We start from the raw sequence: 12,024 nt of genomic DNA, 5'->3' as shown, positions 1-12,024 counted from the left end.
TCCGAAAGCAGCACATCGAGGGTCACGAGCAGGTTGAGGTCGGGTCTGGTCATCGCCTCTCATAACACGAGTTCGATCGTGATGTGGCGTCAAACGCACGAATGAAGTGCAAATGCTGCGTCTTCCGCCCCATACGTCGAGACACTAGGTTCGCGGGAAACCGATTTTGGAGGGTTTCCCGATGCTCATACGCCGGCTGGCGCCCGTGGCCTTTGGCCGTTTTTCGATGTCCCTGATCTCCCGGTCCGATGGCAGGAGATTGCCGCACAAACAGAGTCACGAAGTCGCTCTATCCGTTTGTTTTTCCGTGATTTCCTGTGCGGGATTTGCGCGTCGCGACGCCTTGCGCGCGGGAGGTGGCCGATGACCGCGACAGACACGGCGATGGCCCCGGCCACTCCGGCGCCCTCCCTTCGCTGGGTGCTCGCCAGCCTCTCGCTTTCCATGCTGCTTTCCTCGCTCGGCACCAGCAGCGCCAATGTCGCGCTGCCGGCGCTGGCCGACGCCTTCGGTGCGTCCTTTCAGGCGGTGCAGTGGGTGGTGCTTGCCTATCTGCTGGCGATCACCACGTTGATCGTCAGCGTCGGGCGGTTCGGTGACATCGTTGGTCGCCGGCTGCTGCTCGTTGCCGGCATTGCGCTCTTCACCGCCGCCTCGGTCATCTGCGGCCTCACGCCGGGCTTTGCGCTGCTGATCGCGGCGCGGGCGGTGCAGGGCATTGGCGCGGCAATCATGATGGCGCTGACCATGGCCTTTGTCGGCGAGGCGGTGCCGAAGGCGAGGACCGGCAGCGCCATGGGGCTGCTCGGCACCATGTCGGCGGTCGGCACCGCGCTCGGGCCTTCGCTCGGCGGCGCGCTGACTGCCGGCCCGGGCTGGCGGGCGATCTTTCTCGTCAACGTGCCGCTCGGGCTTGCGGCCCTCTTTCTCGCCCATCGGCACCTGCCTGCGGACCGGAAGACCGAGGGCAGGGCGTCCGTCCGGTTCGATGTGCCGGGTACGCTGTTGCTGGCGCTTTCGCTCGGCGCCTATGCGCTGGCGATGACCATGGGGCGCGGCAGTTTCGGCATGCTCAACATCGCGCTGCTGTCGGCCGCCGCCCTCGGGCTTGGGCTCTTCCTGTTGGTCGAGGCAAGGGTAACCTCGCCCCTGATCCGGCTCTCGATGTTTCGCGATCCGGGCTTGAACGCCGGCCTTGCGACCAACGCGCTGGTCTCGACGGTCATGATGGCGACGCTGGTGGTCGGGCCCTTCTATCTCTCCCGCGGGCTCGGGCTCGATGCGGCGCTGGTCGGGCTGGTCATGTCGATAGGCCCGGTCATCTCGGCCTTCGGCGGCGTGGTCGCCGGCCGGATCGTCGATCGGCTGGGGGCGGCCGCAATTGTCGTTGCGGGTCTCGTGGCAATGACGGCTGGCTGCCTTGCGCTGGCCGTTCTGCCTGGCTTGGCCGGCGTCGCCGGCTATATCGCGGCGATCGCGCTGCTGACGCCCGGCTATCAGCTCTTCCAGGCGGCCAACAACACGGCCGTCATGACCGATGTCGCAGCCGACCGGCGCGGCGTCGTTTCGGGCCTGCTGAACCTTTCGCGCAACCTCGGTCTCGTCACCGGCGCCTCGGTGATGGGGGCGGTTTTTGCCTCGGCGACGGCTGCCGCCGATATCGCCACGGCCGCGCCCGCGGCGGTCGCGACGGGCATGCAGGTCACCTTCGCGGTCGCGGGTGTGCTGACCGTCGTCGCGCTTGCGATTGGCGTGGCAGGCGGCAAGCTGGCAAAACGACGAGAGGGCCCCAAGATGGGACGTGATGGCTCATCGCGAGCTTAAATCGGACCAGGCAGGCATCAGTCGACAAACCTGATGCGACGCTGGACCCGTCCCCGAGCTTTGTCGTCTTGCGCCGTTCAGCAGCGTTCCTGCGCTGACGCACCTCAGCGCGTGCGATTTCGCGGCTGATCCATGGAGAGGTGTAAAGCCATAGGTTGCAGGTGAGCAGGGTCTGGTGGTGGCTGGCGGCAAGCGTTGCGGCGCGTCGAAGCCCGCGTTCGGCGATGACTCCCGAGCCTTCGCCGAAATCGCAATCGAGCCCGGATCGCCGGATTTTTGAGCGGAAATTGAACTGGGATCGTAAACTCGACCGATTCTAGCGAGTAAAAAAGGAGCCTGATCCGTAAATCGCCGTCGTTTTTCTTGTTTTTGCGTCTTGTCAATTTGACACAGATCAATGTCCCCGCCTGCCCGGCATTTACGTTGCGGGAAGACGCAGATGTGTCATCCGGAAGTCATGGGATTGATTTTTATTTCGGGTGACGCATCTTACCGCAGATTGTGTTGGGGGACGCTGGAATGTCAGAGATCGTTCAGCAGCAGCCGATTGAAAACCGGCCACGGTCGCGGCGCGCGGAGCTCATCACCTTCCTGGTGCTCGCCTTCGGCATCTGGCCGATCGTCGCCGTCGGCGTGGTCGGCGGCTACGGCTTCCTGGTCTGGATGCTGCAGATCGTCTTCGGCCCACCGGGCCCGCCCGGGCATTGAGACGAGCCATGGGCGCCGAACCTCTCTCACGCCGTGAACTCTTTACCGGCCGCGCTGCGCCGAAGCCGGTGCGCATCCGGCCGCCGGGGGTTTCGGAGGTGAGCCTTCGTGCCTGCACCGGCTGCGGCGCCTGCACTGACCGATGTCCCACCGGCATAATCCGTCTTGCCGACGGCCTTCCTTTCATCGATTTCGCGCGCGGCGAATGCACCTTCTGCGGCGCCTGCGCGGAGGCCTGTCCGGAGCCGGTATTCGCCGAGAAGGACGTGCGGCGCTTCCCCCATGTGGCCGCCATCACCGACACGTGCCTGGCGCGCCGCAATGTCGCCTGCCAGTCCTGCGGCGAAAGCTGTCCCGAGCAGGCCATCCGCTTTCGCCCTGTCATCGGCGGGCCGTTCCTGCCCGAGATCGACGAAGCCAAATGCACCGGCTGCGGCGCCTGCCTCGGCGGCTGTCCGGTCAGCGCGATCGCGGTCAGGGCACCGGAAGCGGAGGTGGCTCATGTCTGAGGCCCCGACGGCACGGGCGGGCACGCCCTATCACATATCGAGCGCCGTCGTCGCGACGATGCCTGACAGCACCGAGGCGGTGATCGCTACGCTTCAGGGAATGGAAAACGTCGAAATCCATGGCCATGGCGGCGGCAAGATCGTCGTCGTCATCGAAGGCGGAAGTACGGGCGCGCTCGGCGAATGCCTGTCGAGGATCTCGCTGCTTGATGGGGTGATCTCGGCCAACATGGTTTTCGAGCATGTCGAAATGGAAGAGGAAAGGCAGGAGCCATGAGCGGAGAACTGACGCGGCGTGACATTCTGAAGGCCCATGCGGCCGGCATCGCCGCCGCTACGGCCGGCATTGCCCTGCCTGCGACCGCCCAGCCGGTGCCGGGCGGTGTTGGCGCGCTGGAGATCAAATGGTCCAAGGCGCCGTGCCGCTTCTGCGGCACGGGCTGCGGCGTGATGGTGGGCGTGAAGGAGGGCCAGGTAGTCGCCACCCATGGCGACATGCAGGCGGAGGTCAACCGCGGCCTCAACTGCATCAAGGGCTATTTCCTCTCCAAGATCATGTATGGCAAGGACCGGCTGACGACGCCGCTTTTGCGCAAGCGCGGAGGCGTCTACGCCAAGGACGGCGAGTTCGAGCCGGTGAGCTGGGACGAGGCCTTCACCGTGATGGCCGAGCAGGCGAAGAAGGTCCTGAAGGAGAAGGGGCCGACGGCTCTCGGCATGTTTGGCTCCGGCCAATGGACGATCTTCGAGGGCTACGCGGCGACCAAGCTGATGCGGGCGGGCTTCCGCTCCAACAACCTCGACCCCAACGCCCGCCACTGCATGGCGTCCGCCGCCGTCGCCTTCATGCGCACCTTCGGCATGGACGAGCCGATGGGCTGCTACGACGATTTCGAGAACGCCGATGCCTTCGTGCTCTGGGGCTCGAACATGGCGGAGATGCACCCGATCCTGTGGACGCGGGTCGCCGACCGGCGCCTCGGCCAGCCGCATGTGCGCGTCGCGGTGCTTTCGACCTTCACCCATCGCAGCATGGACCTCGCCGATATCCCCATCGTCTTCAAGCCGGGCACGGATCTGGCGATCCTCAACTATATTGCCAACCACATCATCGAGAGCGGCAAGGTCAACGAGGACTTCGTCAACAAGCACACCAAGTTTGCCCGCGGCGTGACCGATATCGGCTATGGCCTGAGGCCCGACAATCCGGTCGAGGTCAACGCCGCCAATTCCAAGGATCCGGGCAAGACCGAGCCGATCGACTTCGAGGCGTTCAAGGAATTCGTTTCGGAATACACGCTGGAAAAGACCGTCGAGCTGACCGGCGTCGATCCGGAATTCCTGAAGCAGCTCGCCGAGCTCTATGCCGACCCCAACCGCAAGGTCATGTCGCTCTGGACCATGGGCTTCAACCAGCATGTGCGCGGCGTCTGGGCCAACCAGATGGTCTATAACCTGCATCTGCTGACCGGCAAGATCTCCGAGCCCGGCAACAGCCCGTTCTCGCTGACCGGCCAGCCGTCTGCCTGCGGCACCGCGCGCGAGGTCGGCACCTTCGCGCACCGCCTGCCGGCCGACATGGTGGTCACCAACCCCGAGCACCGCAAGCATGCGGAGGAGATCTGGCGCATTCCGCACGGCATCATCCCGGAAAAGCCCGGCTATCACGCCGTGCAGCAGGACCGGATGCTGAAGGACGGCAAGCTCAATTTCTATTGGGTGCAGGTCAACAACAACGTCCAGGCTGGACCGAACACCTCGAACGAGACCTGGCAGGGCTATCGCAACCCGGACAATTTCATTGTCGTTTCCGATGCCTATCCGACGATCACCGCGATGAGCGCCGACCTGATCCTGCCCGCGGCCATGTGGGTGGAAAAGGAGGGGGCCTACGGCAATGCCGAGCGGCGCACCCATGTCTGGCACCAGCTCGTCCAGGCGCGCGGCGAGGCGCGCTCGGATCTCTGGCAGATGGTGGAGTTCTCCAAGCGCTTCATCACCGACGAGGTGTGGCCGAAGGAAATCCTCGACGCCAATCCTGACTATCGCGGCAAGACGCTGTTCGAGGTTCTGTTCAAGAACGGCGAGGTCGACCGCTTCCCGCTGACCGAGGTCAGCGCCGAATACGACAACAACGAGGCCAAGGAATTCGGCTTCTACATCCAGAAGGGCCTGTTCGAGGAATATGCCACCTTCGGCCGCGGCCACGGCCATGACCTGGCGCCCTACGACACCTATCACGAGGTGCGCGGCCTGCGCTGGCCCGTCGTCAACGGCCAGGAGACGAAGTGGCGCTACCGCGAAGGCTTCGACCCCTATGTGAAGGCGGGCGACGGCGTGAAGTTCTACGGCAACAAGGACGGCAAGGCGGTCATCCTCGCCGTGCCCTACGAGCCGCCGGCCGAGTCCCCGGACGAGGAATACGACACCTGGCTGGTCACCGGCCGCGTGCTCGAACATTGGCATTCGGGCTCGATGACCATGCGGGTGCCGGAGCTCTACAAGGCGTTTCCCGGCGCCCGCGTCTTCATGAATGCGGAGGACGCCCGCAAGCGCGGCATCAACCAGGGCATGGAAGTGCGCATCGTCTCGCGGCGCGGCGAAATTCGCTCGCGCGTCGATATCCGCGGCCGCAACCGCATGCCGCCCGGCGTCGTCTTCGTTCCCTGGTTCGATGCCAGCCAGTTGATCAACAAGGTTACCCTCGACGCCACCGATCCCATCTCCAAACAGACGGATTTCAAAAAATGCGCGGTCAAGATTCTTCCCGTCACCCTCTAGGGTTTTCTCGGCTGAAGCGGATTTGCGGAAACGTCCTGTCTCGTCGTTTCGGGGCCGTTCCAAAACCGCTTCTGACCTCTGCCGGCACCGGCCCGACGCGATCCGTCTGGATGGCGATCGCCGCCGGACTGATGGTGTTCGTCACGACCGCCGCCGTGGCTCAGGTGGCGGAAAAGCTGGTGCCGCAGCTCGAAGGGCCGACGCCGCAGATGGCGACGGAGGCGGCAGCACCGCTGCCGAAATGGGTGGTCGACGACAAGCGCAAGATGCGCGCCTATCCCGACCAGCCGCCGGTCATTCCGCATTCGATCGAGGGCTACGAGCTTTCGGTCAATGCCAACCGCTGCCTTTCCTGCCACAAGCGCGAGTTCACCCAGGACTCCGGCGCGCCGATGATCAGCGTCACCCATTACATGACGCGCGACGGACAGATGATCGCCGACGTTTCGCCGCGGCGCTATTTCTGCACCGCCTGCCACGTGCCGCAGGCGGACACCAGCCCGCTGGTGCCGAGCAACTTCAAGGACATGAGCGAGTTGGGCTTCAAGCCGGCCGGAAGCGAGTGACGACATGATCGCATGGATCAGGAAAGCTATCCTCTGGGCCTGGCGGATCATGGCGACGCCGGCCGGCACGCTGGGCCTGGGCTTCCTCACGCTCGGCGGCTTCATCGGCGGCGTGATGTTCTGGGGCGCGTTCAACACGGCGCTGGAACTCACCAACACCGAGAAGTTCTGCACCTCCTGCCACGAGATGCATGACAACGTCTACCAGGAGTTGACGCGCACCATCCACTTCTCCAACCGCTCCGGCGTGCGCGCCACCTGTCCGGATTGCCACGTGCCGCACCAGTGGACCGACAAGATCGCCCGCAAGATGCAGGCGTCGAAGGAGGTCTGGGGCAAGATCTTCGGCACGATCAACACCAGGCCGAAATTCCTCGAGAAGCGGCTGGAACTGGCGCAGCACGAATGGGCGCGCATGAAGGCCAACGACAGCCTGGAATGCCGCAACTGCCACTCCTCCGTCGCCATGGACCTGCAGAAGCAGACGCAGCGGGCGGCCGAGATCCATACCCGCTACCTGCTTTCCGGCAAGGCCACCTGCATCGACTGCCACAAGGGCATCGCGCACGAACTGCCCAACATGGAAGGCATCGATCCCGGCTGGAAGATGCCGCCGGAACTGGAAGGCAAGAAGATGGCGGGCCAGACGCCGATCGACGATCTCCGGCAGGCACTGGCGGAGGTGCACACACAGACGCAATAGAACGCTGCGGCCGAGGGGTTCGGCGGGCGACAGCGACGAAAGAGGGCCATGCCGGCGCGGCGTGGCCCTACTTCTTCTTTCTTCTGAAAAATTTCGCCACCATTGTCGGCACGGTCATTTGCCGTTCGTCATTTAGCCAGGGAGGCCAATTCGGCTTCCTTCACCGGGGCGGGATAGGAAAAAAGTCCGTGCGGGTCTTTCGCCTGCAACCTGCTCTCACTAGTTGGGTTTCACCACGCCGGCGCCCCAGACCCGCAACGACCGGGACCGGCGTGACAGAGGAGAATGGACGATGCGCGTAGTGGTTTTTGTAAAGGCGACCGAGGACAGCGAAGCGGGCAAGATGCCGACGACCGAGCTTCTCGAAGCCATGGGCAAATACAACGAGGAACTGGTGAATGCCGGCATCATGCAGGCGGGCGAGGGGCTGCAGCCTTCGTCGAAGGGCGCCCGCGTCGCCTTCGACGGGCCGAACCGCGTTGTCATCGACGGTCCCTTCGCCGAGACCAAGGAACTGGTCGCCGGCTTCTGGATCTGGACGGTCAAGGACATGGACGAGGCGATCGCCTGGGTGAAGCGCTGCCCGAACCCGATGCCCGGCCCGAGCGAGATCGAAATCCGTCCGATCTTCGAGGCGGAGGATTTCGGCGAGGCGCTGACGCCGGAACTCGCCGAGCAGGAGGAGCGCCTGCGCGAGAAGATCGCCAAGCAGTGAAAGGCGCCCTTGTTGCGCCGGATTTCGGGTGGGTGGAGCTTGCCCCTCTCCTCAGGTTAAACCCGAGGACTTTGCCCTCTCCCTGCCAAGCGGGGAGAGGGGACTTGTCCGGGCCAGAGGTAACGGAGCAGGCGGATGGCGGTTATCCGCCTGCGCCCTTCAGTCTTCCCGTAGAGATTGTATTAACCATGTTCGCTTACCTATCTCTGGGGTTTCAACCGGAGTGGGGCAATGGTCAGGGCGAGCGGTTTCGTCATTTTTCTTTTTTCGAGTGTTTCGATCGCGGCTGCTGCCGATATCGACGGTCCGCTCGTCGGGACGCAGGACGCCTATGAAGTGCCGGTGGAGCAATCGCTCGGGGGCATTGCCGGCTATATCGAGGGCTCTTATGCGGGCGGCGTCGACACGCCCGGCGACATTGATACCAGCGCCTGGGATTTGCGCGGTGCCGTGAACTTCGACTCCGGCGCCGGCATGAACCTGCAGGTCGATCTCGGCTACACGCGCGCTTCTTATGAGGATGTCGATACGAACAGCTATGACGGCGCGCTGCACGGCTACTACCGCACCGAACTCTATGCGGCCGGCATCTTCGTTCAGGGCGCGCGCCTCGATCCGGGCATCGGTGTCGACCTCAACGATTACATGGGTGGCGTCGAAGGGGCCTATTTCCTCGATACCTGGACGCTGCATGGCGCGTTCGGCTATGGCCAAGCGAGCGTGGAAGACTTCGACGACATCGACGCCGACCACTATATGGGCTCGCTCGGCGCCCGCATTTACGCGACCGACAATCTGCGCTTCGACGTCGACGGCTCGCTCCATCGCCTCAGCGAGGACGACATCGATTACGATCTGCGCAGCCTGAAGCTGACGGCAAACTACCGGCTGGACACCGTCCCGGTCACGCTCTTTGCCGGCTACAAATATACCAACGAGGAGCTTTCGGGCCTGAACGCATCGGTGTCCGGCGACACCAGCACCATCTTCGGCGGCCTGCGCTTCTCCTACGGTTCCGCCACGCTCAAGGAAGAAGAGCGCCTCGGCCCGGTCTGGTCCAGCAACCGCCTGTCGTTCTGACTGGCTGCCACGCAGTCCAAGGCATCCCGGGCTGCCCCGCCATGCGGGGCAGCCGCGCTCGTCCGAAGCCCACGCGAAAGCTGAATCGTACACAATGTCTAGTAGTATTCGCTAGGCCATGCTAACCTCCCTCCGTCATGAGGGTTAAAGGGAGGCAAACATGGATTTGACACGTCGTGCCGTCGCTTTGGGAGGCGCTGGCCTGCTCGCAACGGTTTCACATTTACCCGCAAATGCTCTGGATGCTCCGCTGTTCGATCCGGTCGAAGCGGCCGACGATTTCTGGCTGGCGGTGGACGCCTATATCTACGGCTATCCGCTCGTCACGATGGAAATCACGCGCCGTGTCATCACGAATGTGGAACAGCCCGAAGGCAGCAAGGGGCCGATGGGCCACATCATCAAGCTGCGGGAATATCCCAACGCCTCCTTCAAGGACGTGACGGCGCCGAACGCCGATACGCTCTACACGACCGCCTTCGTCGACGTCGGCAAGGAACCCTGGGTGCTGTCGATCCCGGACATGAAGGATCGCTACTTCCTGTTTCCGATGCTCGACGGCTGGACGACGGTGTTCCAGGTGCCGGGCAGGCGGACGACAGGGGATGGCGCGCAGTCCTATGCGATCACCGGACCCAGCTGGCAGGGCACCCTTCCCGAGGGCGTGACCGAGTACAAGTCGCCGACGAGCATCGTCTGGATCCTCGGGCGCATCTATTGCGACGGGACGCCCGAGGACTATGCGGCGGTCCATGCGCTGCAGGACCAGTGCAAGCTGGTGCCACTCAGCGCCTACGGCAAGGACTGGACGCCGCCGCCCGGCAAGGTCGATCCGGATATCGACATGAAGACGGCGGTGCGCGAACAGGTCAACCGGATGGACGCGGTCGAATATTTCACGCTGCTCTGCGAACAGATGAAGACCAATCCGCCGACGGCTGCGGATGCCGAGGCGGTCGCCAAGTTCGCCGGGATCGGCATCGTGCCCGGCCAGGATTTCGACAAGAGCAAGCTCGATGCCGCTTTCGTCTCGCGCATTCCCGGCATCGCCTTCCATCGCATCATGCTGCATTTCAAGTTCAGCGACGGCGACGTCCAGGATATCAACGGCTGGGGCTTTACCACCAAGACCGGCATCTACGGCACGGGCTATCTCCAGCGCGCGCTGGTCACGGCGATCGGCCTCGGCGCCAATCGCCCCCACGATGCGATCTATCCGACCTCGCTCAAATCGAAAGACGGCCTGTTTGCGCGCGCCTATCACGGGGCGAACAAATACGTCGTCACCTTCCCGAAGGGGCAATTGCCGCCGGTGCGCGGGTTCTGGTCGATCACCATGTATGACGACAAATATTTCTTCGTCGACAATCCGCTCAATCGCTACTCGATCAGCGCCCGGCAGGACCTCAAGACAAACCCGGACGGATCGACGGATATCTACATCCAGAACGAGTCCCCCGGAGCAGACAAGGAGAGCAACTGGCTGCCTGCGCCGAAGGACAAGTTCATCCTGATGATGCGGCTCTATTGGCCCGACGACAGCCCGCCGTCCATTCTCGACGGCTCCTGGGTCATTCCGCCGGTCAAGAAGGCGTGACGACATCTGCGCGCTGCCCGGCGCCTTCGAAGGAAGGCGCCGGGATTACAGCGCCGCGTCTTATCCGACGCGCAAAGGTCGCTGTAACTCGCTGCGGGAGACCATCATCGATGGCCGCGAACCTGTTTTCCGAGTGACGGCGGCGCCGCACGGCGGGCGCCTCGCATTATTCCAGCCGTTGCTAAAGCGCGGCAGATGGCAGAAGCTTCGTCCACGCCCCTCGGGCCATGTGAGCCGGAGCAGATGCAGACCATGACCGAAGCCTCTACCATCCAGTCGGCCCAGCGCGGCGACGCCAGGATCTGCCGGGGATGCTGGGATCAGATGCATGTGCCGATCCCCATTCGCGGGCCGCTGGCGTTGCCGTTTCGCGCCTTCGGCATTACCCGCAGCAAGATGAACCCGAACATCTGTACGATCTGCGAGCGCTCCTTCCGCTACGTCAAGAAGCAGAGCCATGTGGCGGCGAACGCGACAATCCTGTTTGCCGACATCCGCGGCTTCACCCATCTTTCGGGGCAGATCGAGCGGGCCAGGCTGAGCGAGATCGTCAGCCTGTTCCAGGATCGCTGCGCGGAGGCCATCTGGGCGCATGACGGCATCGTCAACAAGCAGATGGGCGATGGCCTGATGGCGATCTTCAACTTTCCGATCGTCAGGAAGGACCACGCGCAAGCCGCGATCCTGGCGGCACGGGAGATCCAGCGTCTGTGCGCGGCAGCACTGGGCAGCCTGCAGCTCGACGCGCTCCAAGGCCAGCCGCTCGGCGTCGGGGTCGGCATCCACAGCGGCGATGTCGAGATCGGCGAATTTTCGAGCTTCCGCAGCGACTTCACCGCAATCGGCGGCACGGTCAACCTGGCCTCCCGGCTCGAATCCCAGGCCGAGGCCGGCGAGATCCTGATTTCGCCCGAGACCGCCGCCGAGGCAGGGGCGCTGACCACGGGCGCGACGACGCGCTTGCTCGTGCTCAAGGGCATCGACCAGCCGGTCGAGGCGAGGGTGCTCGCGACGCATTGATCGGCTGCGCAGTTGGAATCTGGAGTGAGCCTGCTGCCATGGCCGTCGATGGCTCGCTACGCCCAGAGGTCGCGCACGCAGCGGCCGTCGGATGGCAGGTCCTCGAAGGTGTCGAGACCGTCGAAATGGTCGATGGGCAGGTCGGCGACCAGTTCCGGCGGCGCCAGCCTGAGGTTGACGGCCATGCGCCGGCGGCCGCGGTCGTCGAGATGCAGGCTGCGCCAGGCGACGACGCCGGCGCAGGTCGGGCAGAACAGGATTTCCAGCGACGGGTTCTTCGCGTCGGCGCGGACGTAGGAGGTGGTCTTCCCGGCAAGGGTGATCCGTTCGCCTTCGTAGTCATAGGCCCAGAGCGTGCCGTAGCGGCGGCAGAGCGTGCAATTGCAGGCGGTGATCGAGCCGGGGTCGCCTTCCAGTGTCCATTTCGCATTGCCGCAATGACATGTGCCCTCGATCATGGCTGCATCGATCCCGCAATTGACGTGCCGGGATACTGCGCCGATCGGACGGCGCCTGCAATG

The 12,024-nt window shown here is 64.0% G+C and carries 11 protein-coding genes and 1 pseudogene; 11 read left to right on the top strand and 1 reads right to left on the bottom strand.

Annotated features, from left to right (window positions below; all coding sequences use genetic code 11):
- The first annotated feature begins 363 nt into the window (after nucleotides 1-363).
- The 11 genes and pseudogenes from AC0C6X_RS23560 (at nucleotide 364) to AC0C6X_RS23510 (ending at nucleotide 11,503) form a co-directional block, all read left to right on the top strand.
- On the top strand, nucleotides 364-1,824 hold the full coding sequence (locus AC0C6X_RS23560; RefSeq protein ID WP_472955466.1) for an MFS transporter: 1,461 nt from the start codon (nucleotides 364-366) through the stop codon (nucleotides 1,822-1,824).
- A gap of 519 nt (nucleotides 1,825-2,343) precedes the next feature.
- Nucleotides 2,344-2,532 carry a periplasmic nitrate reductase, NapE protein gene (napE, locus tag AC0C6X_RS23555; RefSeq protein ID WP_173517020.1) on the top strand — a complete coding sequence of 63 codons (189 nt, stop codon included), beginning with the start codon at nucleotides 2,344-2,346 and terminating at the stop codon, nucleotides 2,530-2,532.
- Nucleotides 2,533-2,540: 8 nt separating this feature from the next.
- The gene (gene napF / locus AC0C6X_RS23550; protein ID WP_472955465.1) at nucleotides 2,541-3,041 is read left to right on the top strand and encodes a ferredoxin-type protein NapF; all 501 of its coding nucleotides are present in this window, start codon (nucleotides 2,541-2,543) and stop codon (nucleotides 3,039-3,041) included.
- Nucleotides 3,034-3,340: pseudogene (locus AC0C6X_RS23545) on the top strand (chaperone NapD). Before napF ends, AC0C6X_RS23545 begins: the two are co-directional and overlap by 8 nt.
- Nucleotides 3,315-5,822 (top strand): periplasmic nitrate reductase subunit alpha, encoded by a 2,508-nt coding sequence (gene napA, locus AC0C6X_RS23540; RefSeq protein WP_247960235.1) that lies wholly within the window; start codon nucleotides 3,315-3,317, stop codon nucleotides 5,820-5,822. Before AC0C6X_RS23545 ends, napA begins: the two are co-directional and overlap by 26 nt.
- 110 nt (nucleotides 5,823-5,932) lie before the next feature.
- The gene (locus AC0C6X_RS23535; RefSeq protein WP_173517016.1) at nucleotides 5,933-6,388 is read left to right on the top strand and encodes a nitrate reductase cytochrome c-type subunit; all 456 of its coding nucleotides are present in this window, start codon (nucleotides 5,933-5,935) and stop codon (nucleotides 6,386-6,388) included.
- A gap of 4 nt (nucleotides 6,389-6,392) precedes the next feature.
- Nucleotides 6,393-7,091 carry a NapC/NirT family cytochrome c gene (locus AC0C6X_RS23530; protein ID WP_247960234.1) on the top strand — a complete coding sequence of 233 codons (699 nt, stop codon included), beginning with the start codon at nucleotides 6,393-6,395 and terminating at the stop codon, nucleotides 7,089-7,091.
- Between the two features lie 292 nt (nucleotides 7,092-7,383).
- Nucleotides 7,384-7,806 carry a YciI family protein gene (locus tag AC0C6X_RS23525; protein ID WP_173517014.1) on the top strand — a complete coding sequence of 141 codons (423 nt, stop codon included), beginning with the start codon at nucleotides 7,384-7,386 and terminating at the stop codon, nucleotides 7,804-7,806.
- A gap of 231 nt (nucleotides 7,807-8,037) precedes the next feature.
- On the top strand, nucleotides 8,038-8,886 hold the full coding sequence (locus AC0C6X_RS23520; RefSeq protein ID WP_173517013.1) for a hypothetical protein: 849 nt from the start codon (nucleotides 8,038-8,040) through the stop codon (nucleotides 8,884-8,886).
- 160 nt (nucleotides 8,887-9,046) lie between these two features.
- Nucleotides 9,047-10,483 carry a DUF1254 domain-containing protein gene (locus tag AC0C6X_RS23515; RefSeq protein ID WP_472955462.1) on the top strand — a complete coding sequence of 479 codons (1,437 nt, stop codon included), beginning with the start codon at nucleotides 9,047-9,049 and terminating at the stop codon, nucleotides 10,481-10,483.
- A gap of 252 nt (nucleotides 10,484-10,735) precedes the next feature.
- Nucleotides 10,736-11,503 carry an adenylate/guanylate cyclase domain-containing protein gene (locus AC0C6X_RS23510; RefSeq protein ID WP_472955460.1) on the top strand — a complete coding sequence of 256 codons (768 nt, stop codon included), beginning with the start codon at nucleotides 10,736-10,738 and terminating at the stop codon, nucleotides 11,501-11,503.
- A gap of 56 nt (nucleotides 11,504-11,559) precedes the next feature.
- Here AC0C6X_RS23510 and AC0C6X_RS23505 read toward each other — a convergent pair whose 3' ends face one another.
- Nucleotides 11,560-11,961 carry a GFA family protein gene (locus AC0C6X_RS23505; protein WP_173517010.1) on the bottom strand — a complete coding sequence of 134 codons (402 nt, stop codon included), beginning with the start codon at nucleotides 11,959-11,961 and terminating at the stop codon, nucleotides 11,560-11,562.
- Nucleotides 11,962-12,024 lie beyond the last annotated feature (63 nt).

This window comes from Ensifer sp. VA4 (genome assembly GCF_055710065.1).
The sequence above is the reverse complement of the archived record's forward strand: the minus strand, read 5'-3'. Positions and strand labels throughout refer to the sequence as shown.